Origin of the sequence: Ruthenibacterium sp., from assembly GCF_017421385.1 — a bacterium.
Taxonomy (GTDB): Bacteria; Bacillota; Clostridia; order Oscillospirales; family Ruminococcaceae; genus Ruthenibacterium; species Ruthenibacterium lactatiformans.
The window spans coordinates 18,821-43,458 of record NZ_JAFOIN010000078.1 but is presented as its reverse complement, the minus strand read 5'-3'; the positions used below and the strand labels follow the sequence as shown (position 1 = coordinate 43,458).

The 24,638-nt window shown below is 59.3% G+C and carries 25 protein-coding genes and 1 pseudogene; 12 read left to right on the top strand and 14 right to left on the bottom strand.

The genetic code is table 11. From position 1 onward, the window contains the following. Positions 1–636 precede the first annotated feature (636 nt). The 8 genes from IIY41_RS08695 to IIY41_RS08660 form a co-directional block, all read right to left on the bottom strand. A complete protein-coding gene (locus IIY41_RS08695) occupies positions 637–1,143 on the bottom strand; it encodes a hypothetical protein (protein ID WP_050004633.1) in 507 nt (168 codons plus the stop codon). A 97-nt stretch (positions 1,144–1,240) separates the two neighbouring features. Next, positions 1,241–1,927 (bottom strand): PHP domain-containing protein, encoded by a 687-nt coding sequence (locus tag IIY41_RS08690; protein ID WP_050004634.1) that lies wholly within the window; start codon positions 1,925–1,927, stop codon positions 1,241–1,243. Positions 1,928–1,971: 44 nt separating this feature from the next. After that, on the bottom strand, positions 1,972–2,157 hold the full coding sequence (locus IIY41_RS08685) for a hypothetical protein (protein WP_050004635.1): 186 nt from the start codon (positions 2,155–2,157) through the stop codon (positions 1,972–1,974). Between the two features lie 17 nt (positions 2,158–2,174). Next, a complete protein-coding gene (locus tag IIY41_RS08680; protein WP_009321802.1) occupies positions 2,175–2,504 on the bottom strand; it encodes a hypothetical protein in 330 nt (109 codons plus the stop codon). A gap of 4 nt (positions 2,505–2,508) precedes the next feature. Then, entirely contained in the window at positions 2,509–3,783 is a 1,275-nt protein-coding gene (locus IIY41_RS08675; protein ID WP_009321801.1) for a [Fe-Fe] hydrogenase large subunit C-terminal domain-containing protein, read from the bottom strand. Positions 3,784–3,832: 49 nt separating this feature from the next. Beyond that, complete coding sequence (locus IIY41_RS08670) at positions 3,833–4,348, bottom strand: DUF3592 domain-containing protein (protein WP_009321800.1); 516 nt, start codon at positions 4,346–4,348, stop codon at positions 3,833–3,835. Positions 4,349–4,541: 193 nt separating this feature from the next. Further along, positions 4,542–4,964, bottom strand: a complete 423-nt coding sequence (locus IIY41_RS08665) for an ATP-binding protein (RefSeq protein WP_009321799.1) — start codon at positions 4,962–4,964, stop codon at positions 4,542–4,544. Then, the gene (locus tag IIY41_RS08660) at positions 4,964–5,311 is read right to left on the bottom strand and encodes a DRTGG domain-containing protein (protein WP_009321798.1); all 348 of its coding nucleotides are present in this window, start codon (positions 5,309–5,311) and stop codon (positions 4,964–4,966) included. Before IIY41_RS08660 ends, IIY41_RS08665 begins: the two co-directional genes overlap by 1 nt. Before the next feature lie 293 nt (positions 5,312–5,604). On the opposite strand from IIY41_RS08660, the gene IIY41_RS08655 reads away from it, so the two are divergent. The 8 genes from IIY41_RS08655 (at position 5,605) to IIY41_RS08620 (ending at position 12,870) form a co-directional block, all read left to right on the top strand. Beyond that, positions 5,605–6,093 carry an NADH-quinone oxidoreductase subunit NuoE family protein gene (locus IIY41_RS08655; protein ID WP_009321797.1) on the top strand — a complete coding sequence of 163 codons (489 nt, stop codon included), beginning with the start codon at positions 5,605–5,607 and terminating at the stop codon, positions 6,091–6,093. Positions 6,094–6,167: 74 nt separating this feature from the next. After that, positions 6,168–6,725 (top strand): ATP-binding protein, encoded by a 558-nt coding sequence (locus IIY41_RS08650; RefSeq protein ID WP_009321796.1) that lies wholly within the window; start codon positions 6,168–6,170, stop codon positions 6,723–6,725. Beyond that, positions 6,722–7,090, top strand: a complete 369-nt coding sequence (locus IIY41_RS08645; protein WP_009321795.1) for a (2Fe-2S) ferredoxin domain-containing protein — start codon at positions 6,722–6,724, stop codon at positions 7,088–7,090. Before IIY41_RS08650 ends, IIY41_RS08645 begins: the two co-directional genes overlap by 4 nt. Positions 7,091–7,102: 12 nt before the next feature. Continuing rightward, complete coding sequence (nuoF, locus tag IIY41_RS08640; RefSeq protein ID WP_050004639.1) at positions 7,103–8,896, top strand: NADH-quinone oxidoreductase subunit NuoF; 1,794 nt, start codon at positions 7,103–7,105, stop codon at positions 8,894–8,896. 18 nt (positions 8,897–8,914) lie between these two features. Further along, positions 8,915–10,663 carry an NADH-dependent [FeFe] hydrogenase, group A6 gene (locus IIY41_RS08635; protein ID WP_287400392.1) on the top strand — a complete coding sequence of 583 codons (1,749 nt, stop codon included), beginning with the start codon at positions 8,915–8,917 and terminating at the stop codon, positions 10,661–10,663. Positions 10,664–10,757: 94 nt separating this feature from the next. Then, a complete protein-coding gene (locus tag IIY41_RS08630) occupies positions 10,758–11,510 on the top strand; it encodes a hypothetical protein (protein WP_287400390.1) in 753 nt (250 codons plus the stop codon). Positions 11,511–11,539: 29 nt separating this feature from the next. Beyond that, positions 11,540–12,421 (top strand): aminoglycoside 6-adenylyltransferase, encoded by an 882-nt coding sequence (locus IIY41_RS08625; protein WP_117473082.1) that lies wholly within the window; start codon positions 11,540–11,542, stop codon positions 12,419–12,421. 161 nt (positions 12,422–12,582) lie between these two features. Further along, entirely contained in the window at positions 12,583–12,870 is a 288-nt protein-coding gene (locus tag IIY41_RS08620; RefSeq protein WP_279234985.1) for an integrase core domain-containing protein, read from the top strand. 88 nt (positions 12,871–12,958) lie between these two features. On the opposite strand, the gene IIY41_RS08615 is transcribed toward IIY41_RS08620, so the two are convergent. Together IIY41_RS08615 and IIY41_RS08610 are read right to left on the bottom strand one after the other, a co-directional pair. After that, positions 12,959–14,371: a lipopolysaccharide biosynthesis protein gene (locus IIY41_RS08615; protein WP_287400386.1), complete on the bottom strand. Its 1,413-nt coding sequence runs from the start codon at positions 14,369–14,371 to the stop codon at positions 12,959–12,961. A 127-nt stretch (positions 14,372–14,498) separates the two neighbouring features. After that, positions 14,499–15,104, bottom strand: a complete 606-nt coding sequence (locus tag IIY41_RS08610) for a M48 family metallopeptidase (protein ID WP_009321788.1) — start codon at positions 15,102–15,104, stop codon at positions 14,499–14,501. A gap of 268 nt (positions 15,105–15,372) precedes the next feature. On the opposite strand from IIY41_RS08610, the gene IIY41_RS08605 reads away from it, so the two are divergent. The 4 genes and pseudogenes from IIY41_RS08605 (at position 15,373) to trmB (ending at position 19,440) form a co-directional block, all read left to right on the top strand. Continuing rightward, on the top strand, positions 15,373–17,652 hold the full coding sequence (locus IIY41_RS08605; RefSeq protein ID WP_287400384.1) for an anaerobic ribonucleoside triphosphate reductase: 2,280 nt from the start codon (positions 15,373–15,375) through the stop codon (positions 17,650–17,652). 114 nt (positions 17,653–17,766) lie between these two features. Continuing rightward, positions 17,767–17,883, top strand: a pseudogene (nrdD, locus tag IIY41_RS08600) (anaerobic ribonucleoside-triphosphate reductase); the annotation flags it as partial. 14 nt (positions 17,884–17,897) lie between these two features. Beyond that, positions 17,898–18,431 carry an anaerobic ribonucleoside-triphosphate reductase activating protein gene (gene nrdG / locus IIY41_RS08595; protein ID WP_009321785.1) on the top strand — a complete coding sequence of 178 codons (534 nt, stop codon included), beginning with the start codon at positions 17,898–17,900 and terminating at the stop codon, positions 18,429–18,431. A 295-nt stretch (positions 18,432–18,726) separates the two neighbouring features. Further along, positions 18,727–19,440 (top strand): tRNA (guanosine(46)-N7)-methyltransferase TrmB, encoded by a 714-nt coding sequence (gene trmB / locus IIY41_RS08590; protein WP_050004643.1) that lies wholly within the window; start codon positions 18,727–18,729, stop codon positions 19,438–19,440. 108 nt (positions 19,441–19,548) lie between these two features. Here trmB and IIY41_RS08585 read toward each other — a convergent pair whose 3' ends face one another. The 4 genes from IIY41_RS08585 to IIY41_RS08570 all read right to left on the bottom strand — a co-directional run bounded on the left by IIY41_RS08585 (position 19,549) and on the right by IIY41_RS08570 (position 24,631). Beyond that, entirely contained in the window at positions 19,549–20,682 is a 1,134-nt protein-coding gene (locus tag IIY41_RS08585; protein ID WP_009321783.1) for a glycerate kinase family protein, read from the bottom strand. Between the two features lie 122 nt (positions 20,683–20,804). After that, the gene (locus IIY41_RS08580) at positions 20,805–22,196 is read right to left on the bottom strand and encodes a GntP family permease (protein WP_172726374.1); all 1,392 of its coding nucleotides are present in this window, start codon (positions 22,194–22,196) and stop codon (positions 20,805–20,807) included. A 194-nt stretch (positions 22,197–22,390) separates the two neighbouring features. Then, positions 22,391–23,545 carry a CdaR family transcriptional regulator gene (locus IIY41_RS08575; RefSeq protein WP_287400379.1) on the bottom strand — a complete coding sequence of 385 codons (1,155 nt, stop codon included), beginning with the start codon at positions 23,543–23,545 and terminating at the stop codon, positions 22,391–22,393. A 294-nt stretch (positions 23,546–23,839) separates the two neighbouring features. Then, positions 23,840–24,631 (bottom strand): RnfABCDGE type electron transport complex subunit B, encoded by a 792-nt coding sequence (locus IIY41_RS08570; protein WP_009321780.1) that lies wholly within the window; start codon positions 24,629–24,631, stop codon positions 23,840–23,842. Between the last annotated feature and the right edge of the window lie 7 nt (positions 24,632–24,638).

The following is a 24,638-nucleotide window of genomic DNA, read 5'->3' as shown; positions in this document are numbered from 1 at the left end:
CCCATGTACTCGACTGAAGAACCCGTGCAGTCGGTGCAGGGCGTGTAACTCGGACGAACCGCTAAAGTCAGATTCGATTAGATGCAGTTTGGTGCCCGGTGTTGCGGGACGAGAAACCGCAGGAGATGCGGCAGCCAAACGTTTTTAGCAAGGTTTCGTCTCAAGAGGATATGCGCCTTGCACGGATAAAAAGCACAGCCAGTGGCTTTGCGCAAAGCGGCTTTGTAAAGAAAGAGCTCTATGCAGGTTTTGAGATCCCGGCAAAAGAAACAGCAATGATCCTACGAAAGGCGCCTTTTAAAAAGACGGCATTCCGGAAGCAAAGCGAATTCTTTCCAAGGAATACGGTTTCAACCAAGCAAACGATCTGGTAAAACAAAATAAATACGACGAAAGGTATTGGAACCAATGCACTAAGCAAGTGTTCTCGGGAACTTTTTCAAAAGTAAGAGATACAGAAGCCTGTGTTTCGGAAATACGGGAAAGGAACCAAGACCCATGCAGTTTTAAAGCGGGGTGTATACCCCAAATGCTTCCAAAAACGCAAGTTGCATTGAGAACACAACAAAACATGGAGCCGCAGCGCCTGTTGGCGCTGCGGTTTTTTCATGCCCGGATAACGCGGGCACGGCGGCTCTACCGCTTTGCCCGTTTCCTTTTGGCAGCCCGCACTGCCGCACCCACCGCCATACCGGCAACCGCGCACAGCAATCCGGGCAGAAAGGCGGACAGCTCCGGCAGATTGAATTTTTGAAACGAGGCCATATTGCTCAGGCTGAACGTCACATAAGGCCCCAGCATGCTCATCGCTCCAAAAAAGAACAGCATTGTCCGTTTGCAGCCGTCCCACGCCCGGCCGCATCCGATGAAAAAGGACAGCACCAGCGTGCTCAACGGGAGAACGGCATAAAATACCACCAGCGAGTACCCCATTGCATCCGTTCTGCCGCCCATCCAAAACGCAAGAACAGACACCCCCCAGACCACAAGATACACCGTAACCAAAACAAACCGTAAAAACGCCCGGCGGCTTTTCACCGCATCCTTGCTTTCCTCCCGGTGCGCCAGCAAAGACGCGTCGTCTCTTTCCTGTGTCTGGCCCGCCTCCAGCCGCGCGCCCTTCAGTTTCTGTGCAGGCTTCATTTTACCGCCTCCCTACCCCTTTTAAGGTACGGCAAAAGCATTTCAAATACAAGCAAATCCCTATTCCATTCCATCGGGACAGGTGTCAAATCCCACGTTACAGCAGCCTGCGCAGCACAGAATCCGCCGCCAGCGCATGCAGGCTGCACGCCACATCCTCCATGCGGTGCGCGTCCGACGAGGACAGCACCTCCAGCCCAGCGGGCAGCAGCCCTTTCTCCACCAGGCCGCCCAAACGGGAAGCGTCGTGCAGCTCAACGGCTGCAAAGGGCAGATCCTCCGGCAAAAAACCAAGTACTGAAAGCAGCGCGTAGCTGTCCTTTTCCACATGCGCGGGCACAGCAACGCCCCCAAGCGCCTCGCAGGCGGCCTTTACCTCGTAAATATCCATCGACACCGCGCCCGTCAGCAGTTTGTCCACAGTGCGCAGCACTTCGTCGTTTTCATCCATCACCAGCTGACGGCCCCATACGGCGGGATCATACGGGAACTCCGGCAGCGCGGCATACAGCAAGCGGCCGAATTCCAGCGCTGTATCCACGGTTTTGAAGTAACACAAAACATGAATTTCTTCGGCGGTATTTACCTCGACGCCCGGCAGCAGGCGCAGGCCGTATGCGTTGCAGCAGCACTGTACCGCCGGCAGATTGTCCGCGGCGTTGTGGTCTGTCACAGCAATCAGCTCCGCGCCCGCCAGCTTGGCCAGCCCGGCGATGTTCGCGGGCGTCATATCGTCCTCGGCGCAGGGCGAAAGACAGGAATGCATATGCAGGTCATACAGCAAAACCCCATCCCCCGCTTTCTTTCACAGTCGGAGTAAAAGCGCTGTCAGCCTTCTCCGTCCTCCACGAAAAACATTCCCGCCGCCAGTGCGATCACGCCGGCCGCCACTGCCGCAATGGGCAGATGATGGACGACAAATTCACTGTATACATAGCTGATGCTCCAAAGGCGGAAAAATATCCCCACCAGGATGAGACCGATGCCCAGCAGCATCACTTTGACCGAGCGCATGCTTTTTCCTTCTTTCTTCACAGCTTCATTGCCCTGGCCAGCGCAAAGCCGGCCTCAAACTCGGGCAGATCTGTGGTGAAAATATTGATTCCCTGTTCTTCCGCCCGCGTTTTCGCCACCGCGTCCAGCGCCGCGCCATGGCATAGAACGATGCAGGCGCAGTCCGCCAGGGCAGCCACGGCAACCGCATTTACATTGCCCATCACCGTGAACCAGGCGTCGCCTTCCTTGGCCCGGCCCATCGCCCAGCTCAGCAGGTCGCCCGTAAAAATGCCCGCGATCTCCCGCGTCTCTGCCTCCACAGCGGGCGCGAAGCCGCACGCAGCGGAAAGCTCTTTTGTCGTCATCCCGTCACTCCCCTTTTCCCAGCGCCTTGAGCACGGCCTCCATGCGGCGGCGCATCAAAACAGTGCAGTCGTTTACAGCAGCCTTGCCCCGCACTACGTCCTCGGCCAGCGCGGCACAGGTGGGCGCCCCACAGCTGCCGCAGTCCAGCCCCGGCAGCTCGGCCAGGATCTCCTCCATCTGGTTGTAGCGCTCAAACCGTTCGGTACGCGTACCGCCCAGCTCCAGTACGGGAGCATAGGTAAGGTCTGTGTCCCACAGCATCTCCGTGGGAATGCTGCCCGAAAGATGGTTCTTGCTCACAGGCACGTAACGCCGCAGGCGTTTGATCTTCGCTTTTGCGATGTACGGGTTTTCCACCTGCAGCACGCCGCCCACGCAGCCGCCCGCACAGGCGTCCAGCTCTACAAAGTCCAGGTCCCGGTATTTTTCATCCTCCAGGTCCTCCAGCACGCGGATGACGTTCTCGATGCCGTCCGCCGCAAGATAGCTGTCGGTGGAGATCAGGCCCGCGGCCTCGCCGCCGCTCTCGGCCCAACCCAGGCCGATGCGTCCGGCGCTGGCCAGATAATCCATCTGCGAGATACGCTTCATGGACGCCAGCAGACGCGGGTACACCTCCTTGATGGCCACCGCGCCATCCACCTCGCTGCGGGACGAGCCGATGGGCGAATGGATGGCCGTCACCTTGGCCGGGCACGGCGTGATGAAAATGCAGCCAATGTCCTCCTTCGGCAGGCCGGTTCTGCGCACGGCCTCTTTTTTGGCCAGGCGCGCGGCCAGCTCGATGGGCGCGACCAGCGGCAGCACATGGTCGATGAGCTGTGGAAAGCGCACGCGGATGAGCCGCGTCACCGCCGGACAGGCCGAACTGATCACAGGCCGTTCGATGCTGCCTGTCTGCAGAATGCGCCGTGTGGCGTCGCTGACAAGCTCCGCGGCCTTTGCCACCTCGTACACATCGTCGAAGCCCATATCCAAAAGTGCTGCCAGCACCACGTCCTGCTCCTCCAAATTGTTATACTGTCCGTATAAACTCGGCGGAGGTAAAGCAATTGTATATTTGAAATCATCCAAAATCGTCAACGGGTCATACAGCGGCTTCTTTGCATGATGCGGACAGATGCGGATGCACTCGCCGCAGTCGATGCAGCGCTCGGCCAGGATATGCGCCTTGCCGTCGCGCACGCGGATGGCCTCGGTGGGGCAGCGCTTGATGCAGTTGATGCACCCTTTGCACAGGTCCTTGTCCAGGGTGACCGAGTGAATGAATTTTTCCAAGCGTGCCGCCTCCTTTCCTCAGATGCTCCGCCGCGCGCGGCGGCGGGCCTCAAATAAAACACAACGCCAGCAGCGCGGCGCCTGCCGCGGTAAGCACCACAGCCCATATGAAATCGGCACGCACAGCGTGCATCGGAGCGGCGTCTCCGTCCAGCGCATATTCGCCGGGGTGCGCAGGGTCATACAGCACCTGCACACGCTGGCCGATGCGCCACGCTCCTTCCCGGCTGCCTCCGGTGGCGATCCATTCAGTCTCCCCGCCGTTCACGGTGAACCGGACGCAGGGGTACCAGTTCCACTGCGTCATCGCCTGCGGGATACTGAGAAAGCCATGTGCACCGTTGGCTGTAGTGCGGCCCCAGTACTGGTACGCCACTTTGGGAACATCGCCCTGCTTTTCATAACGCATCGGCAGGCGGTGGCGCACAAGGCCGCACACCACGCCCTCCGCTTTGGCCGGCGCCCGGCGGGCGCGGCGAAGCATCAGCGCCTCCACAAAGCCCCAGACGGCATTGAATATGCCAAGTACAACGCACGCGGCTCCCAATACCATGATCCACAACATAAGGCATCCTCCTTTCGGCCGGGCCGTATCATACGGCCGTCCGCTTTGAAACGTTTCTTTCCCGCGTCTTCGCACAGAGCGCCGCATCAAGGCACGGCTGCTCCCGCAGCAGCGGCCGGCAGCACCGCAGCCCCACACACAGAATAACGCCTGGAGACACGGCTGCGTTTCACCCCGCAACGAAAAACGTCCCTCAGTCGATGTTCACAAGCATCTTCACCGTGGTGCCCACGCCTACGGTGGACTGGATGTCAAATTCATCTGAATATTTTTTCATATTGGGCAGGCCCATGCCCGCGCCGAAGCCGAGGCTTCGCACCTCGTCGGGCGCGGTGCTCCACCCTTCGCTCATGGCCAGGGCAATGTCCGGGATGCCTGGGCCCTGATCCGTCAGCGTCATATCCACGCTCTCATCGGTAACGGCCACGTCGATCTCGCCGCCGCCCGCGTGGATGGCCAGGTTGATCTCTCCCTCATACAGTGCGATGGCAACCTTACGCACAGCGTCCGCAGGGATCCCCAGCTTCTTCAGCCGTGCCTTCAAATCGGCGCTGGCCTCCCCCGCACGGGTGAAATCGTCCCCGGGCACGGTATAATGCAGGCGGATCGCGTCCATCACGCCATCCCCCCGCGCAGCCCTTTTTCGTACAGCAGGCCGCACGCCGCGAACATGGGCAGCTTTGTAGCCAACACGGCGATGCCCCGGTCCACCGCCAGCTGCAGGATGGCGCCGTCCGGCTTTTTGCCGCGCACAAACACGATGCAGATCATGTCCATCATGTCCGCGGTGCGCACCACCTGCGGGTTGTTCAGGCCTGTGACAAGCACGGCCTGGTCTTTCACATAGGCCAGCACGTCGCTCATCATGTCGCTGCCGCAGGCCGCGTGTACCTCACGGGTGAGGTCCGCCTCCGGCGTCAGCAGCTCGGCGTCCAGCGTTTCCATTACTTGCTTGATGGTCATTGCGCTTCCACTCCATTTCTGCCCGCGCGGCTGCGCGGCGGCATAAGCAGCCCTGGTGACAGGGGCTCACCTTAAGTATACGGGAAACCCGTTCCGAAAACAAGCGCGCCGGGCCGCTTTGCCGTTGTGTTTCTGCACAGTTTTTTACGCATAAATTCTACATCTGCGCTATAAAGTAGCAGCCGCTAACTTGTCGTTTTTTTAACAAATTTCTGTTATAATCAAATACAACTGGGCCAAAGCACGGTTTGTTTGCCCGTACCTGGCCCAACTTACAAACGGGAGGACTATATATGAGGCGCTTTTCCACTGTGCCCTTCAAGGGCACAAAAGAGCAGGAAGCCGAACTGGTGGCCTGGCTCGAGGAGCACAAAGCGACGCCCGGCGTGGCCATGCCGGCGCTGCAGAAGGCTCAGGAGATCTATGGGTATCTGCCCATCGAGGTGCAGCGTATCGTGGCCAATACGCTGGGCAAACCTCTGGCGGAAATTTATGGAATTTCCACGTTTTATTCGCAGTTCAGCCTTTGTCCGAAGGGTGAATACAAAATCAGCGTTTGCCTGGGCACGGCGTGCTATGTAAAGGGCAGCGGCAAGATCTACGAGAAGCTGCAGGAAAAACTGCATATTTCGGGCGGCGAATGCACGGAAGACGGCAAGTTCAGCCTGGACGCATGCCGCTGCATCGGCGCGTGCGGCCTGGCCCCTGTCATGACGATCAACGACGATGTATACGGCCGCCTGACGGGCGACGAACTCGACGAGATCCTGGCAAAATATTGAGCTTATACTTATGTTAGGATGAGGTAAGCACACCATTCACCGCACCACACCGGACACGAAAGGCGGGCGCCGATATGCAGGAACTTTCAATGAACGTTCTGGACGTGGCGGAAAATTCCGTCGCAGCCGGGGCTACGCTGGTCGCCATCACGCTTTCCATTGATACCGCAGCAAAACGCATGACGCTGACCATCACGGACAACGGCAAGGGTATGCCGCCGGAGATGGCGGCCCGTGTGACAGACCCGTTCTGCACCACGCGCAAAACGCGCAAGGTCGGGCTGGGCCTGCCGTTTTTGAAAATGGCGGCCGAGATGACGGGGGGCGCGCTTTCCATCGAAAGCACAGTTGGAAAAGGTACCTGTGTAACGGCCTGGTTCACACTGGGCCACATCGACCTTGCTCCGTTGGGCGATATGTCCGCCACGGTGGCGGGGCTCATCCAGTGCAGCCCGGACATCGACTTTGTGTACACCGTGCAGGCCGACGGCGAGCAGTTCGCCGCGGACACGCGCGAGTTGCGTGCGGTGCTGGACGGCGTGCCCCTGAGCGAGCCGTCCGTAGCGCTTTGGCTGCGGGAATATCTTGCCGAGAACACCGAACAACTTTTACAAAAGGAGAACGCTGTATGAAAAGCTTAGAAGAACTTGCCGCCATCCGCGACAAGATGAAACAGACCGTGAATACGCGGGAAGCGGCGCACGATTCCACGCGCGTCGTGGTCGGCATGGCCACCTGCGGCATCGCCGCAGGCGCGCGCCCTGTGCTGAACGCCTTTACCGAAGAGGTCGCACGGCGCGACCTGCACGGCGTGCTCGTCACCCAGACGGGCTGCATCGGCATCTGCCAGTACGAGCCGGTGGTGGAGATCACCTGCCCCGGCCAGGAAAAGGTCACCTATGTAAAAATGACGCCCGAGAAAGTCGCGCGCGTCGTGTCCGAGCATCTTGTGGGCGGGCATCCCGTCACCGAGTACACCATCGGCAACGTACGGTAAGGAGGAGAAGCAATGTTTAGAAGCCATGTAATGGTCTGCGGCGGCACCGGCTGCACCTCCTCCGGCAGCGATAAGATCGCGAAGGCCTTCGAGGACGAGATTCTTGCCACCGGCCTGGAAAATGAAGTCAAGGTCATCCGCACGGGCTGCTTCGGCCTGTGCGCGCTGGGCCCCATCGTCGTCATCTATCCCGAGGGCAGCTTTTACAGCATGGTCAAGGAAGAGGACGTCAAGGAAATCGTGGACGAGCACCTGCTGAAGGGCCGCCCCGTCACACGCCTCCTGTACGACGAGACTGTCGCTGAGGACAACACCGTCAAAAGCCTGGACGACACCGCGTTCTACAAAAAGCAGAAGCGCATCGCGCTGCGCAACTGCGGCGTTATCAACCCCGAGAACATCGACGAATACATCGCCTTCGACGGCTATCAGGCGCTGGGCAAGGTGCTCACTGAAATGACGCCGGACGACGTCATCCAGACGATCCTGGACTCCGGCCTGCGCGGCCGCGGCGGCGCAGGTTTCCCCACCGGCCGCAAATGGCAGCTTGCCTCGGGCAACCGCGGCAATGTGCAGAAATATGTATGCTGCAACGCCGACGAGGGCGACCCCGGCGCATTTATGGACCGCAGCGTGCTGGAGGGCGACCCCCACGTTGTCATCGAAGCCATGGCCATCGCGGGCTATGCCATCGGCGCCTCGCAGGGTTATGTGTACATCCGCGCCGAGTACCCCATCGCCGTGCACCGTCTGCAGGTCGCCATCGACCAGGCGCGCGAATACGGCCTGCTGGGCAACAACATCTTCGGCACCGATTTCTGCTTTGACCTGGACATCAAGCTGGGCGCCGGCGCCTTTGTGTGCGGCGAGGAGACCGCTTTGATGACCTCCATCGAGGGCAAGCGCGGCGAGCCGCGTCCCCGTCCCCCGTTCCCGGCCGTCAAGGGCCTGTTCGGCAAGCCCACCATCCTGAACAACGTGGAGACCTATGCCAACGTGCCGCAGATCATCCTGAAGGGCGCGGACTGGTTCGCCAGCATGGGCACCGAGAAGAGCAAGGGCACCAAGGTGTTCGCGCTGGGCGGCAAGATCAAGAATACCGGCCTTGTAGAGATTCCCATGGGTACCACGCTGCGCACCATCGTCGAGGAGATCGGCGGCGGCATCCCGGGCGGCAAAAAGTTCAAAGCCGCGCAGACGGGCGGCCCCTCCGGCGGCTGCATCCCGGCCAGTCTCATCGACACACCCATCGACTACGACAACCTGCTTGCCATCGGCAGCATGATGGGCTCCGGCGGCCTCATCGTCATGGACGAGGACACCTGCATGGTGGATATCGCCAAGTTCTTCCTGGAATTCACCGTAGACGAAAGCTGCGGCAAGTGCACGCCGTGCCGTGTGGGCACCAAGCGTCTGCTGGAGCTGCTGAACAAGATCACGGACGGCAAGGGCACCATGGAGGATCTGGACAAAATCACAGAGCTGGCCGAATTCATCAAATCCAACAGCCTGTGCGGCCTGGGCCAGACAGCCCCGAACCCCGTCCTCTCCACACTGCGCTACTTCCGCGACGAATATGTGGAGCACATCGTCAACAAGCGCTGCCCGGCGGGCGTGTGCAAGGCGCTGCTGAACTACAAGATCGACCCCGTCAAGTGCAAGGGCTGCACGCTGTGCGCGCGCACCTGCCCGGCCGGCGCCATCAGCGGCACCGTGCGCCAGCCGCATACCATCGATACCGCCAAGTGTGTTAAGTGCGGCGCCTGCATCGAGAAGTGCAAATTCGGCGCCATCAGCAAAGGTTAAGAGAGGGAGTGACAACGAATGGAAACCGTACATATCAAGATCAATAACGTGCCCTACGAAGTCGCTGCCGGCTCTACTATCCTGGAAGCGGCCCACAGCGTGGGCATTGAGATTCCGACCCTGTGCTATCTGAAAGAGATCAACGAGATCGGTGCGTGCCGTATCTGCGTTGTGGAGGTCAAAGGCGCGCGCAGCCTGGTCACCGCGTGTGTGTACCCCGTCAATGAAGGCATGGAGATCGTGACAAACAGCGAAAAAGTGCAGGCGTCCCGCAAGACGAACCTGGAGCTGCTGCTTTCCACCCACGACCAGAACTGTCTGTCCTGCGTGCGCAGCACCGACTGTGAGCTGCAGAAGCTCTGCCGCGACTACGGCGTCAACGGCATGCGCTTCATCGGCAGCCGCGAGCGCTATACCATCGACGATTCCGCGCCGCATATGGTGCGCGACGACAATAAGTGCATCCTGTGCCGCCGCTGTGTGGCCGCCTGCAAGGCCAACCAGGCCGTGGGTGTGATCGGCGCCAACGAGCGCGGCTTCTCCACGCACATCGGCTGCGCGTTTGAAGCGCCTTTGGGCGATTCCCCCTGCGTTTCCTGCGGCCAGTGCATCACCGTGTGTCCCACCGGCGCGCTGACGGAAAAAGACGACACCGCCAAGGTGTGGGCCGCGCTGCGCGACCCGTCCAAGCATGTTGTGGTGCAGCCCGCGCCCAGCGTGCGCGCCACCTTGGGCGAATGCTTCGGCATGCCCATCGGCACCAACGTGGAGGGCAAAATGGTCGCCGCGCTGCGCCGCCTGGGCTTTGACGGCGTGTTCGACACCGACACCGCGGCCGACTTCACCATCATGGAGGAGGCCACCGAGTTTGTTCAGCGCGTGAAAAACGGCGGCACGCTGCCCCTGATCACAAGCTGCAGCCCGGGCTGGGTAAAATTCTGCGAAACCTATTATCCGGACATGATTCCCAACCTGTCCAGTTGCAAATCTCCGCAGCAGATGTTCGGCGCGCTGACCAAGACCTACTATGCCGAAAAGATGGGCCTGGACCCCCACGACATCGTGTGTGTGTCCGTAATGCCCTGCACCGCGAAGAAGTTCGAGATCGGCCGCGACGACATGAGCGCAGCGGGCGACAATATCCCCGACGTGGATATCTCCATCACCACCCGTGAACTGGGCCGTATGATCGAGCGCGCGGGCATCAAGTTTACCGAGCTGCCCGACGAGGATTTCGACCCGGCGCTGGGCGAGAGCACCGGTGCGGCCACCATCTTCGGCGCTACCGGCGGCGTGATGGAAGCGGCCCTGCGCACGGCTGTGGAGCTTGTGATGGGCGAGACGCTGGAGAAAGTGGAATTTCACGACGTGCGCGGCACCGACGGCATCAAGGAGGCCAGCTACGATGTGGGTGGCCTGCACCTGAACGTGTGCGTGGCCAGCGGCCTCACCAACTGCGACGCAGTGCTGAAGGCTGTGCAGAGCGGCGAGAAGCACTACGACTTCATCGAATTCATGGCATGCCCGGGCGGCTGTGTAAACGGCGGCGGCCAGCCCACGCAGCCGGCCAGTGTGCGCAACTTTACGGACCTGAAGGCCCTGCGCGCCGCAGCCCTGTACGGCGAGGATGACGCGAAGGCCATCCGCAAGAGCCACGAGAACCCGCTGCTCAAGAAAGTGTACGCCGAATATCTGGGCGAGCCGGGCGGCCACAAGGCGCATCATATCCTCCACACCTCCTATGTAGCACGCGAAAAATTGTATTAAGCAAACGCCTGCGCCCGCGTGGAAATTTCCGCGCGGGCGTAATTTTTCAATTTTTCCTCTCGTTGTACATACAATGAGCCGGAGGCATATCCTTTTGATGGAAGGGAGCTTAGGGATAAAGCATTTTTTCCGCTTTTTTGCAGCAGCCGCCTGTACGGTGCTGCTCCTCGCGCTGTGCGCCTGCGCGCCAGACGGTACATCCTCCCCGGTATCCTCCTCCGCGACGGAAGGCGTTTTCTCTGAAAGCGCGGCGCAAAGTATTCCCGCCCCTGAAAGCGCATCGGGTGAGGGTGCACAGGCGCTTTCGCTTCTGCCCGCGGACGCGGCGAATATCCAGCCGGATGCTGTGCCTGAATTTCTCACCGCAGACCAACAGGAGCTTTACCGCGCGGCCTATTATCTGTATTATCATTTTGATGTATCCAGTGGATTTGCTTTTGATACGATCGATGAAAACTCTCCCTTTATTGTCGGAGATACCGGACGGAGCTACTATCAAGATACCGGGTTTGCCAATTATTCCGCCTTTCGCACAGCACTGGATTGCGTGTTTACGTCAAACTTTGCCGACAGTCTTATTGACAAATATCAAAACTATATCAAGGGCGATGACGGCCTGCTTTATTTCAGCTTTGGCGACCGGGGCGGCAATATTTTCTACAAAAGCAGCGAATTTTCACGGATCAGCGAGACGGCGGATGAAATCCGCTTCCAGCTCATCGGCCATTATGACGAGGCGGGGCCGGGCGGCTCCGCCAGCAGCAGCCCCTGCACCGAGACCTGCGAGGTTAAGCTGGTAAACACCGAAAACGGCTGGCGCTTTGCCGGCTTTGCAATGGCCTATTGACAGGCCGCAGCGAAAAGAGGAGGATGTATATGCGTACAGAGCGCGAAATGACGGCGCTCATTTTGGGCGTAGCCGAACAGGATGCGCGCGTACGCGCTGTTTTTATGAACGGCTCGCGCGCCAACCCCAACGCGCCCCGGGATATTTTTCAGGACTACGACATCGTGTATGTAGTGGAGGAAACCGCATCCTTCCGGGCGCAGCCGGGCTGGGTCGACGTGTTTGGGAAGCGGCTCGTCATGCAGACGCCCGACGAGATGGACCATGCGGCGGGACAGCCCACAGACCTTGCGCGCTGTTATGGTTATCTGATGCAGTTCGCGGACGGAAACCGCATCGACCTCCGGCTGATGACGCTCCCCCGTGCGCTGGAAGAATGCCAAAGCGATTCCCAGACCATTGTTCTGCTGGACAAGGACGGCATTCTGCCGCCCCTGCCGCTGCCCTCGGACACGGCCTACCACATCCGCAGGCCGGACCAGACTGCGTTCGCGGGCTGCTGCAACGAGTTCTGGTGGACGCTTCCCTATGTGGCCAAGGGCCTGTGGCGCGGCCGCGTCACTTATGCGCTGGACACCCTGAATGCCTGCGTCCGGCCCCAGCTTCTGCACATGCTGTCCTGGCTGGCCGGCACGCGCACGGGCTTTGCCGTCAGCGCAGGCAAAAGCGGTGCGGACCTGCCCGCTTACCTGCCCGCCAGCTGTTGGGAGCGTTACCTTTCCACCTATGCGGACACAGAACCCGGCCATGTGTGGGCCGCGGTATTTGCAGCGGCCACCCTGTTTTTGGACGCGGCGCATCAGACTGCCGAGGCGCTGGCTCTCCCGGTCAACGAAGCGGAGGCCGAAGGAAGCCTGCGTTATCTGTACCGGGTGCGTGAGCTGCCCGCGGATGCTTCAGAAATTTTTTGAGCAGCTGTTTCCACCGACCGCATCTGTTTTTATTCCGTTCAGAAAAGGCGCGGCTCTGAAAATGAACCACTCCAGTAAAACCGTACAATAGACAAAAGGCCCCCTAATGTAGGAAAATAAAGCTACATTAGGGGGTCTTACTATGTCCGGGAAAAGCGGAGTTGCAGCTCCACAGCGACCAGGGGTTCCAGTACACCTCGCAAGCATACTTCAACCTGACAAAATCTTATGGCATTACGCCCTCCATGTCAAGACGAGCAAACCCATATGATAACGCTATGGCAGAAAATTTCTTTTCCATTCTCAAGACAGAGTGTATCTACCGCCATAAACCGGCCTCATTCTGCGAGGCCAATGAGATGATTGACCGCTACATCAATTTTTACAGCTACGAGCGCATCCAGTTAAAAACTGGAGTGGCGCCGCTCACGCTGCGCCACTCCGCTTAATACTTCATATTTCCCTACATAGAGGCCCTTTAGTGCTGTCCGCACAATCTGGGGCGGTTTAAAATGAGCCGCACCTTTTCCGTTTTATTTATGCCCTTTTCTTTTTGCCCCGGCCCAGCAGCTGCTGCACCGTGCTCCACAAATCACGGAAATTGGTGGCTGCGATGAGCACCACAACCAGTGAACACCACACCGGCCAAAGTTTTACCTGCCACATCATCAGCGCCGATTCCAGCACCAGCAGGCCGAAGTTGCAGCACAGCTTTTCGGGTGCGAAATCCACGCGGATGAGCCCGCGCGTGTTCACTGCCCGCAGCAAAAACACGACAAAATAGCTGACGAACGTGGCCAGCGCTGCGCCGTTGACGCCCCAGACGGGGATGAGTGTGAAGTTGAGCGCAACGTTGATGCCCGCGCCCACAGCCATGGTGGTGAACGAAAGCGTCGAGCGCTTTTCAACCATATAAATACTGTTTAAAAAATTGTCGAAGCTGGCAAATGCCGTTGCCATCGTCAAAAGCGGGATGAATTTCCAGCCGATAAAATAGTCGTCGCGATAAATGGCCATAAAGGGCTGCGCCATCAGCACGATGCCCGCCGCCGCCAGAAAAATCAGGCTCTGGTAGGCGCTGAACACGCGGGAAAAAAACTGTTCGCGCTGTGAATCCGTTCCGTCTGTGAACGCAGAGATCTGCCACGCTTCGGTAAAAATAGTGGAAACGATGGACAGGATGGTGGGCAGCTTATAACTGGCCCCCAGCACCGCCGTCCAGGAAGTGCCGTCCTCCAGCATGGCGGCCACGAAAAACTGGTCGCTGGCGTTGGTGATCCACCAGAAGATGGACGCAGGCACCAACGGCAGCGCATAGCGCAGCATTTTTTTCAGCAGCTTGGTATCAAAGCGCTTGAAATCCAGAAAACGCCAGGTCTTTGTCACTGCAAACAGGAACAGCGCACTGAGACCATCGGCGCAGATGATCGCAAGCAAATAGCCTGTGGGGCCCATATTCAGCACCCGCAGAAACAGCACATAGAACCCGCATGTGGTTATGGTACACAGAATACCGTCAATGGCATACAGGCGGTTGAGCTGGCGTGCACGGCAGAACTGGCAGTTCAGCGTGCGCAGGCAGCTCACCAACAGGTACACATACAACAGAGCAATATAGTCCCGGAACAGTGCAATACGGGACAGCAGCGGATACAACAGCAGCAGCAGTACGAACCCCATACCAATGGATACAAGGCCGTTCATATAAATGGCGCTCTTGCGGATGCCCTTTTCCAACCCAAAACGGATAACGGCGTTGGCGATACCCAGGCTCACCAGCGGGATCAGCAGGCTGGCGCACTGGTTCAGCAGCTCCTTGATGCCGTTCATTTCCTGCGTTTCAAACCAGTAGCTGAACAGCGGAGCCATCACAAAGCTCAGCAGCTTAGACGAAAACGTACTGATCGCAAACAACATCGTGTTTGAAACAAGGCGCTTGTATTTATCCATGCAGCACCTCCGGCTTCCGGAAAATTTTTACTCTAATTATAATAGTATATCATATATCCTGCCATTTTAAAACCACGGCCCTGTGCCGGCAAAACCAAAACTGCGAACAAAGCGCCGTTTTTCCTTTTTAATATGTAGGCGGCGGTCCCTCCGGGCTTTCCATTCCGCCTTGCACAGACGGCGCCAGCAGCCTGCGGCGCGCCTTATAGTCCGGCATGTACCGCGCTACCACAGCCCAAAAAGCGGGGCTGTGGTCTGCCCGGACAAAATGTGCATATTCGTGCAGCACCACATATTCGACAGCCGCGCGAGGCTTTTCCGCCAGGCGCAGACTGAACGTGATCTGCCGTTTTGCCGGCACACACACGCCCCAGCGCGTTTTCATCTGCCGTACCTTCAGAACGGGGCGCTGCCCGTTCAGCACCTGTGCAAACAACGGAAATACCGCATCGCTTACCTGTGTGAACAGAGCCAGCGCATCCTCCCTGGACACGGAACAGGGGCGCTGCTCTTCCTCGCCGCGCGCAAGAGCGCGCACGCGCGCCGCCTCGATCCATCGAGCCCGTCCGGCCACGAATGCATCCACCTGTGCCAGCGGCGCGCCCAGGGGCGCCGACACGGCAACGCTTCCGTCAGCCCGCACGCGCAGGTTGATATTTTTGACCCGTTTTCGCTTAAACTCATACCGCACACCGCCTGCGGCGCGATACTGCGCGGGTTCTTTGTTTTTCATCCAACCGGCTCCTCCTGCAGTTTCCCCGCCGCCGCCCGCAGGGGCGGCGGCTTTTTATGCTTCCGTGTTCCAGGGCCTTTGCGCACAAGAGCCCTGGAACATTATACCCCCACACAAATGCAATTGGCAAATCCGCCAAAAATGCCGCGGAAATTTAGCATGGATTCTGCTTGACATGATACTATATCTAGTGCGATAATTATACCCGGCATCAATATTTAGCGAGCATACCAAAGAGTGTGAGTGTGCGCGGAATCGGAGGAAAACCATGATCAAAAGCATCATCAAGCGCGATGGACGCGTCGTTTTGTACGACGAAGGAAAGATCGCTTCGGCCATTTTGAAGGCCATGGAGGCAGCCCAGGAGGGCGACGCTTCACAGGCTGCGGCTGTCGCCAATGCAGTGGAAGCGGCTCTGGAGGAGCGTTGCGGCGCCCAGCCGCCCCAAATCGAGCAGATCCAGGACGAAGTGGAAAGCCAGCTGATGCAGATGGGCTTCGACAACGCCGCCAAAAAATATATTTTGTACCGCGCGTCCCGCACCCGCGTGCGCGAGATGAACACCCGTTTGATGAAAGTGTTCGACGAGCTGACCCATGCCGACGCCACGGCCAGCGACATGAAGCGCAGCAACGCCAACATCGACGGCGACACGCCCATGGGCACCATGCTTCAGTACGGCAGCGAGGCAGCCAAGGACTATTATGACAAATACCTGCTGACACCCGAGCAGAGCCGGGCGCACCGGGAGGGCTGGATCCATATCCATGACTTTGATTTTTACGCCCTCACCACCACCTGCTGCCAAATCGACCTGCTCAAGCTGTTCAAAGGCGGTTTCTCCACGGGCCACGGTTTTCTGCGCGAGCCCAACGACATCCAGAGTTATTCCGCCCTGGCATGTATCGCCATCCAGTCCAATCAGAACGACCAGCACGGCGGCCAGAGCATCGTAAACTTTGACTACGGCCTGGCGCCGGGCGTTGCCAAAACATACAAAAAGCAGTATGCCGTCAATATTTTCAAGAGTCTCGAGCTGCTGGCTCCCGAGGCGGGCGTGACGCTGCAGCAGGTGAAGGACATACTGCGCGCCATTGAGGCTGAACAGGGCCTGCGGCCCCAGCTCGCCACTGATATGGATTACCTGCGCGCCGAGACGGAAGCCCTCACTCCGCTCGTGGGCGGAGACATTGCAAAAAAAGCCCAGGCATTCGCGCTGAAAGAGACGGAAAAGGAGACCGAAAAGGCTACCTATCAGGCCATGGAGGCGCTCATTCACAACCTGAATACCATGCATTCCCGCGCCGGTGCGCAGACGCCGTTCTCGTCCATCAACTACGGCACAGACATCAGCCCCGAGGGCCGTATGGTGATGCGCAACGTACTGCTGGCCACGGACGCGGGCCTGGGCCACGGTGAAACGCCTATCTTCCCCATTCAAATCTTCCGCGTGAAGGAAGGCGTCAACTACAACCCTGGCGACCCCAACTATGATTTGTTCCAGCTTTCCTGCAAGGTGAGCGCCAAGCGGCTGTTCCCCAACTTCAGCTTTATCGACAGCCCGTTCAACCTGAAGTATTACAAGCCCGGCCATCCTGAGACCGAGGTCTCGTACATGGGCTGCCGCACCCGTGTGATGGGCAACGTCTACGATCCCTCACAGGAGATCGCCAACGGCCGCGGCAATCTCAGCTTCACCTCCATCAACCTTCCGCGCCTGGCCATTGAGAGCCACGGCGATGAAGCGCTGTTCTATGAAAAGCTCAAGGATATGATGGAGCTTGTCATCGGCCAGCTGGACGACCGTTTCGCCATCCAGAGCAAAAAGCGCGTATACAACTTCCCGTTCCTGATGGGCCAGGGTGTCTGGCTGGACAGCGAAAAGCTGGGCCCCAGCGACGAGGTGGGCGAGGTACTCAAGCACGGAACATTGAGCATCGGCTTCATCGGCCTGGCCGAGACGCTGATCTCTCTGTACGGACACCACCACGGCGAGAGCGACGCAATGCAGGAAAAAGGCCTTGCCATCGTCCAGTACATGCGCCGGTATCTGGATGCGCGCAGCGAACGCACCCATATGAACTACAGCTTGCTGGCCACCCCGGCGGAGGGTCTTTCCGGCCGTTTTGTACGCATGGACAAAAAGCGCTACGGGCTGATTCCCGGCGTGACGGACAAGGATTATTACACCAATTCTTTCCACATCCCTGTGTACTACAATATCTCGGCCTATGAGAAGATCCGGAAGGAAGCGCCCTATCATGCGCTGACCAACGCGGGCCATATCAGCTATGTGGAGCTGGACGGCGACACCGCCAACAACCTGGAAGCGTTCGAGAGTATCGTGCGCTGCATGCACGACTGCGGCATCGGCTACGGCAGCATCAATCACCCGGTGGACCGCGACCCCATCTGCGGGTATGTGGGCGTCATCGGGGAGGTATGTCCCCGCTGCGGCCGCCGCGAGGGCGAGGCCGTTTCTCCCGAACGCATCAAGGAGCTGCGCAAGCTGTATCCCGGCACCTTTACCTACTGCGGCTGCGAATGATCTCATCCGCGCCGAAGCAATAGCACAATTTTTCAACATCTTTTCGTCTTTTGAAGGAGGACTTGACTTATGGCACAGATCGAAACCAACATTGAGGCAAAAAACGGCAAGGGTGTGGGCTTTGAGCGCATCCGCCGCATCACCGGCTACCTTGTGGGCACTCTGGACCGCTTCAACGACGCCAAGCGTGCCGAAGAGCACGACCGTGTGAAGCACGGCATGCAGCATTAAGGAGCGCTTTTGTTTTGATACAGCAAACGATCAATATCGCAGGCATCATGGAGGATTCCATTGTAGACGGCCCGGGCCTGCGCACAGCTATTTTTGCGCAGGGCTGCCCGCGCCGGTGCGAGGGCTGCCACAACCCGGAAAGCTGGGCGTTCGGCACGGGCACGGATATGACGGTGCAGGACCTGTTCTGGCGCGTGAAGAAAAATCCACTGGTGCGCGGCGTCACCTTTTCCGGCGGCGAGCCGTTCAGCCAGGCGGAGCCTTTTACTGAACTGGCAAAGCTGCTGAAGGCCAATGGTTACGAGGTTGCCAGCTATACAGGCTACACCTTTGAAGAACTTCTGGAAAACGGAACGCCGGCCCAGAAGCAGCTGCTGGCCGCGCTGGACATTCTGGTGGACGGAGAATTCGTTTTGGCACAGCGCAATCTGGACCTGCGGTTTCGCGGCAGCGAAAATCAGCGCATCCTGGACGTACCCCAGAGCCTTGCCCAGGGCAGAGCCGTATGGTGTACGGCGGCGCGCTGGGTGGGAGAACGGCAGGCATAAGCGTGCACTGCGTCCCCGCGGCACAACCGAAACTTTAGCCGCGCCCATCTCATGCGGGCGCGGCTCTGCTTGTCGAAAAAGGGCAATTTTGTGTGCGAAGTGCGCAAAATTGCCCTTTTGTGCGCCGGAAAGGAGCGCTGAGGGAAACCGGAAAGCGTCTGCACAGCACAAAGCGTCTGGCGTCTCTCAGCGGTTGACGGCTTTGCCGGCAGCCTCAGCCGCATTGCGCGTAAAGATACTTTTTGCTATAATAGGTACGTTCATCACAAGACCAGTAAAGGAATGAAGACCACTCATGCGCATGCGTTTCAAACCCTATGCCGGGCCGGAGCTTGCGGCCTGCCCTTTTCACATGAACGACGCCACCCGGTACAAGGGCCGCTGGCGAGAGACCTTTGCCCGGCCCGGGCAGCCGCTTCACTTGGAGCTGGGCTGCGGCAAGGGCGGATTTCTCGCCCGGCTTGCCTCCCGCAATCCGGACGTCAATTACATCGGCGTGGACATCACCGACAAGGTGCTCATTCTTGCCAAACGCAACATCGAACGCATCTACGCCGAACAGGGGCTTCCCATCGACAACGTGAAGACCCTGGCTCACGACATCGAACGTATTCCCACACTGTTGGACAAAGCGGACCGCGTGGAGCGCATCTACATCAATTTCTGCAACCCATGGAACAAAAAGGCCAACCACAAAAAGCACCGTCTGACGCATACCCGCCAGCTTCTGCTGTACCGTCCGTTCCTTGCAGACGGCGCGGAGATCTGGTTCAAATGTGACGACGACGATCTTTTTAAAGATACGCTGCGCTATATGGCCGAGGCCGGGTTCGAGGTGACCTGGCAGACGAGGGACCTGCACGCTGATGAACCGTCGTGGAACATCCGTACTGAACACGAACAGATGTTCACGGAAATGGGCATCCCCACCAAAGCGCTCATTGCGCGCAAAACGTCGCTGCCGGAAAACGCGCCCGCGCCGTGCATCCCGCACGACATCATGGAATAAAACGGCAAACCCGCCTTCTCGGACCGGATGGCCCGGAGAAGGCGGGTTTGCTCGTTTCATCACAAAAGCTTACGACAGCAGCCGGACCCCGAGGATGGGAACGCGAAGCTACCAGCCCATCCGGCGGCAGAAGCGCATCAGATTATCCATCGTCAGTGCAAGGTCACTTTTGCTGCGGGGCTTTGCTTCCCGGAAGGGTACGGCCACACGGTTGATGCTGAACACCGCCGACACACCCATACCGTAAGCCGCTTCAATGTTGTCTCCAATGTCGCCCACCACGGCCACCAGCGGAACGCCCGCGCGCTTTGCCCGCCGCGCCACGCCGATGACCACCTTGCCCAGCAGCGACTGGGCATCCAGCTTCCCTTCCCCGGAGAACACCATATCCGCCCCCTCCAGCAACTTGTCAAAGCCCACGGTATCCAGCACGGTCTCAATGCCCATTTGCAGCGTGCTGCCGAAAAAGGCCACCATGCCGCCGCCCATGCCGCCTGCCGCGCCCGCACCATGGAGCTGCCGGATGTCTCGCCCGGTACAGCGCTCCACAACATCCGCCAAGTGCGCCAGGCCCGCGTCCAGAAGCTCCACCATGGCCGGGTTCGCGCCTTTCTGGGGCGCGAACACATGCGCCGCGCCCAGCGGGCCGCACAGTGGGTTGTCGATATCGCACATGGTCACCAGCTCCGCGCTCGCAAGTGCGGGATGCAGGCCGGAAAGGTCGATCTCCGCAACCTCCGCCAGCGTTGCCCCCACAGGCACAAAGGCCTCGCCTGCCGCGTTGCGGAACACTGCACCCAGCGCTGCCGCAGCGCCGCAGCCTCCGTCGTTTGTGGCGCTGCCTCCCAGCCCCACCACCAGCCGTTTGCAGCCGCGCTCCAACGCATGGGCCATCAGTTCACCCACGCCGTAGGTAGTAGTCTGTTCGGCGTGCAGGCGCTCGCCCACCAGCGGCAGGCCCGCCGCCGCCGCCATCTCGATGACGGCCACACCGTCCGGCAGCATGCCGTAGAACGCGGGCACTTCCTCGAAGTACGGGCCTTTTACAGGCACGGAGACCTTTTCCCCGCCCACGGCCTGCAGAAACGAATCCACACTTCCTTCGCCGCCGTCTGCCACAGGCACGCTGTGCACCTGGGCATCCGGATAATATTCCTGCACCGCCTGCGCCATTACGGTACAGATCTCGGCCGAGGACATGGTTCCCTTGAAGGAATCGGGGATGAGGATCACTTTTTTCATGATTTACGCTCCTTGTCAAAAAAGTCCGGGTTTCAGCTTTACAGGAGCCGGGGCAGGGCCCCGGCTCCTGCACGGTCGGGTAAGACATTCGGCACGGCGCTTTTTTGACGCTGGAAACGCCGTTACCGGAAAATAAGAGAGAGCACGAACACGCCGGCCATCGACGAAAGCCCCAGCAGCAGCGTGCACAGCGTCTGCGTTTTATAGCCCTGCTCCGGCTTCATTTCGCCGAAGTTCGTCACCACCCAGAAATAGGAATCGTTGGCGTGGGATACCGTCATCGCGCCCGCGGCAATGGCCATCACCGTCAGCGCGGCGCGCACGGGCGTGCCCAGTCCCATCGCATCCATCAGCGGAGCCATGATGCCCGCCGTGGTGGTAAGCGCTACCGTGGAGGACCCCTGCGCCGTCTTTAGGATGGCGGACAGCAGGAACGGGAAGAAGATGCCCACGGCCTCCAGAATAGACGCGTTGGCCGTAATGGTCTCCACCATGCCGGACACCGCGATCACTTTTCCCAGCACTCCGCCCGCTGCCGTGACGAACAGGATGGGGCCGACGGTCTTAAGCGTCTCGTTGGTGAGCTCGTAGAATTTGTTCAGCCGTTTCGCACCCGCAAGCAGTGCTACACCGAACAGCGTGCCCACCGCCAGCGCGATGATGGGTGCGCCCAAAAATGCACACAGATCATAGGCAAAGCCCGTCCAGCCCGCCATGGCCGCGATGGAGCCCAGCGCCATCAGCAGGATGGGCACGACAATGGGCGCCAGCGCCGCCGCCCCGCCGGGCAGCTTGCCGAACTCCGCCACCAGTTCCTCGTATGTCCTGGCCGTTTCGCCGTCGCATGCCTCATCGCCCGCTTTTACCTTTTTGCCGATGTACTTTGCGAAGAAGTAGCCCACAAACAGGGGAATGATGGAGCACAGCGCACCCATGCCCATAACGAGCAGCAGGTTGTCGCCGATGCCCAGCGTGCTGGCCGCGGCAATGGGCCCTGGCGTAGGCGGAATGAATACGTGAGAGATATACAGCCCGGCCGAAAGCGCCACTGTCATGGCCACGCTGGACGTCATTGTGCGCTTTACCAGCGCCTTGCGGATGGGGTTGAGGATAACAAACCCTGAATCACAGAACACGGGGATGGAAACCACCCAGCCCATGAGCAGCACAGCCAGCTCCGGCCGTTTTTTCCCCACCACACGGATGACCATATCCGCCAGCTTCAATGCCGCGCCTGTGGCCTCCAGGATCGTGCCGATGAGCGCACCCAGGATGATGACAATGCCGATGCTGGTGAACGTGCCGGAAAAACCCGCGCCGATGACGTTGGCAAGCCCCGGCGTAACAGCGCCGTTCGCGGCTGTCCTGTTCACCAGCGGCACGCCCGCCACAAGCCCCAGCACCAGCGAGATGCCCATGATGGAAAGGAATGGGTGGATCTTCCATTTCGAGATGGCCAGGATCATAAGGACAATGGCCGCCACGAACGCAAGGATAAGCGGAAAACCTGACATGATGAAACCTCCTTTTGAATCGGCTTTGCGCACCCGCTGCTGCCGGGTGCCGCCTGTTGATACAGTGTACCGGGCTGCACGCTGTTTTATGATGTTTTACGCCCGTCTTTCAAGCCGTATTTCAAGCGAGATCTCTGTTCCTCATGCCAATACCGCGCAAGGCCGCGCCACAGATTTGGTTTAATTGTCCAGTTTCAGCTTCCCATCAAAAGCAGGCTGCCTTCCACTTCCTTGAAAAAAAGCACTGCCATATAGAATACCGGCGCTTGGCTGGGCCGGCGCACATCGCAGCCCGTCAGCTCCTCCAGCCGCTTCAAACGGTACTGCAGAGTGTTTTTGTGGATATACAATGCATCCGCCGCTGCCTGGATGGAACCCTCCGCCGCAAAGTATGCCTCCAGAAGTCCAATCCATCGGCGCAGCTCCTCGTAAGTGCAGCCCCGAAATACCTTACGCAGATATTCTTCCTTGGTCTGGCGCGGCACATCGCCTGTGAACAGCTCCAGCGTCACACTGTCGTAAGGCAGCACGCCTTCCGGCGCCATGCGAGCCGAACGCCACGCCTTATTTGCCTGGGCATAAGCCCGGTGCACATCCGGCGCGCCGCCGTCGATCCCCACTGCCAGCCGCAGACCAAAGCGTTCCCGCGCCATGACGCACAAACGCTGTGCCATGGCCTGCATCTGAGCGTCCGGCCGCGCACGCAGCAGCAGAACCTGCCGCGCTGCATTCCGCAGAATGATACCGCCCGCCTCGCCCTCCACAAGTCCGGAGACCGCCGTCTCCAGCTGGTCGATGCGTTTTTGTCCGGCGGCGGTGTCGGTGTAGCGGGCAAGGTCCCGCACACTCACCACCATTACCCGGCGCGGCACTGTAATGTCCACACCCAATGCCAGCCCGCGTTCCGCCAGCACCTGCGGCTGCAGCAAGCCGCCGCCCAACACCCAGTCCTCCAGAAAACGGCTGCGCACACGCTGGTCCAGCCGCTTTTCATCCTGTTCATTGCCCTCGCGGATAAGGATCTCCGTCATCTTTTTCACGACCTGGCCGTATCCGATGACCTGCTCGTACGCGCCTGTGATGCCGATGACGCCCACGGTACGGCCCCCGTGTGTGATGGGCAGGTTCAGCCCCGCCCGCACGGTAGGCGTGGCATCCTCCGGACGGACGTACAGCTCCGGCAAGCCCTCCTCTACAATGCGTTTTGCCCCTGCGTGGAAGTGGCCCACCCGTGTGCCGTCCGTGCTGGCAATGATATTTCCCCGTTCGTCCATCATGTTGATGTGCTGCCCCACGATGCCGCTGATCTCGTCCACGATACGCTGGGCGCTCTGTACTGAAAGCTCCACATTCGTTCTCCTTTCCTCAACGCCCTGCGGCACATGGCTCCCGCCTTCCGTCCCAAGCCGGCCGCACTGAAACTGTGCCGCACCGCCCTGCCCGTATTATACACTGCCGTGAGAGCATTTTCCCATGGTTTATATACTAAAATAAATATCTTATAATTGTATTATAAAACAAATTTTTGCAAAACGCATCCTTTTGGGGAAACGGGCACGGTATTTTGCATCACGCCATGTATGCAGAAACCCGCCCCGCTGCAAAAGCAGCAGGGCGGGTCAGCAAAGCCGGGAACCTACCGGTCAAACGATCTTTGGGATGGTGATGGCATGCACCGGGCACACATTCATACAGGTACGGCAGCCCGTACACTTTTCATAGTCTACACGGGCCACGTTATTGGTCACCTTGATGGCGCCCTCCGGGCAGCTCTTTTCGCACTTCATGCAGCCGATGCAGCCTGCCGTGCAGGCCTTGCGCGTCAGGGCGCCACGGTCGTGATTGGCGCACATGACAACGGGCTTTTCGCTCTCCGGCCGAATCCAGATCACCTTTTTGGGGCACGCCTGCTCGCAGGCGCCGCAGCCTGTGCATTTTTCCGGATTCACACGGGCAAGCCCGTTTGACACCGTGATGGCGTCGAACTTGCAGGCCTTGACACAGTCCCCGTAGCCCAAACAGCCGTATTCACAGGCGGCGCGGCCGGAATACAGCGCGGCGCAGGCGGCACAGCTTTCAATGCCTTCGTACTCATACTTATCCTGCGTGTGGTCGTAGCTGCCCTGGCAGGCTACGATAGCCTTGCGCTTCACAACTTCGCCCGCTTCCACGCCCATGATGGCTGCAGCCGCGGCCGCACATTTTGCACCGCCGGGCACACATTTGTTCACCGGCGCGCCCTCGACAATGGCTTTTGCATAGTCGGCACAGCCGGCGTAGCCGCAGGCGCCGCAGTTAGCGCCGGGCAGCACGCCCAGCACCTCGCCCACGCGGGGGTCTTCCTCTACGTGCATAAAATGTGCCGCCACAACCAGGATCGCGGCGCCCAGAAGGCCGATGACGGTGACAACCGCCACCGCTGTTACGATACTCATGCTCTCT

What these genes read in the sequence shown, in the direction of transcription:
- IIY41_RS08695 (WP_050004633.1), bottom strand. Translation starts at nt 1,143, where the DNA reads ATGAAGCCTGCACAGAAACTGAAGGGCGCGCGGCTGGAGGCGGGCCAG.
- IIY41_RS08685 (WP_050004635.1), bottom strand. Translation starts at nt 2,157, where the DNA reads ATGCGCTCGGTCAAAGTGATGCTGCTGGGCATCGGTCTCATCCTGGTG.
- IIY41_RS08680 (WP_009321802.1), bottom strand. Translation starts at nt 2,504, where the DNA reads ATGACGACAAAAGAGCTTTCCGCTGCGTGCGGCTTCGCGCCCGCTGTG.
- IIY41_RS08670 (WP_009321800.1), bottom strand. Translation starts at nt 4,348, where the DNA reads ATGTTGTGGATCATGGTATTGGGAGCCGCGTGCGTTGTACTTGGCATA.
- IIY41_RS08665 (WP_009321799.1), bottom strand. Translation starts at nt 4,964, where the DNA reads ATGGACGCGATCCGCCTGCATTATACCGTGCCCGGGGACGATTTCACC.
- IIY41_RS08660 (WP_009321798.1), bottom strand. Translation starts at nt 5,311, where the DNA reads ATGACCATCAAGCAAGTAATGGAAACGCTGGACGCCGAGCTGCTGACG.
- IIY41_RS08655 (WP_009321797.1), top strand. Translation starts at nt 5,605, where the DNA reads ATGAGGCGCTTTTCCACTGTGCCCTTCAAGGGCACAAAAGAGCAGGAA.
- IIY41_RS08650 (WP_009321796.1), top strand. Translation starts at nt 6,168, where the DNA reads ATGCAGGAACTTTCAATGAACGTTCTGGACGTGGCGGAAAATTCCGTC.
- IIY41_RS08645 (WP_009321795.1), top strand. Translation starts at nt 6,722, where the DNA reads ATGAAAAGCTTAGAAGAACTTGCCGCCATCCGCGACAAGATGAAACAG.
- nuoF (WP_050004639.1), top strand. Translation starts at nt 7,103, where the DNA reads ATGTTTAGAAGCCATGTAATGGTCTGCGGCGGCACCGGCTGCACCTCC.
- IIY41_RS08635 (WP_287400392.1), top strand. Translation starts at nt 8,915, where the DNA reads ATGGAAACCGTACATATCAAGATCAATAACGTGCCCTACGAAGTCGCT.
- IIY41_RS08625 (WP_117473082.1), top strand. Translation starts at nt 11,540, where the DNA reads ATGCGTACAGAGCGCGAAATGACGGCGCTCATTTTGGGCGTAGCCGAA.
- IIY41_RS08615 (WP_287400386.1), bottom strand. Translation starts at nt 14,371, where the DNA reads ATGGATAAATACAAGCGCCTTGTTTCAAACACGATGTTGTTTGCGATC.
- IIY41_RS08610 (WP_009321788.1), bottom strand. Translation starts at nt 15,104, where the DNA reads ATGAAAAACAAAGAACCCGCGCAGTATCGCGCCGCAGGCGGTGTGCGG.
- IIY41_RS08605 (WP_287400384.1), top strand. Translation starts at nt 15,373, where the DNA reads ATGATCAAAAGCATCATCAAGCGCGATGGACGCGTCGTTTTGTACGAC.
- trmB (WP_050004643.1), top strand. Translation starts at nt 18,727, where the DNA reads ATGCGCATGCGTTTCAAACCCTATGCCGGGCCGGAGCTTGCGGCCTGC.
- IIY41_RS08585 (WP_009321783.1), bottom strand. Translation starts at nt 20,682, where the DNA reads ATGAAAAAAGTGATCCTCATCCCCGATTCCTTCAAGGGAACCATGTCC.
- IIY41_RS08580 (WP_172726374.1), bottom strand. Translation starts at nt 22,196, where the DNA reads ATGTCAGGTTTTCCGCTTATCCTTGCGTTCGTGGCGGCCATTGTCCTT.
- IIY41_RS08570 (WP_009321780.1), bottom strand. Translation starts at nt 24,631, where the DNA reads ATGAGTATCGTAACAGCGGTGGCGGTTGTCACCGTCATCGGCCTTCTG.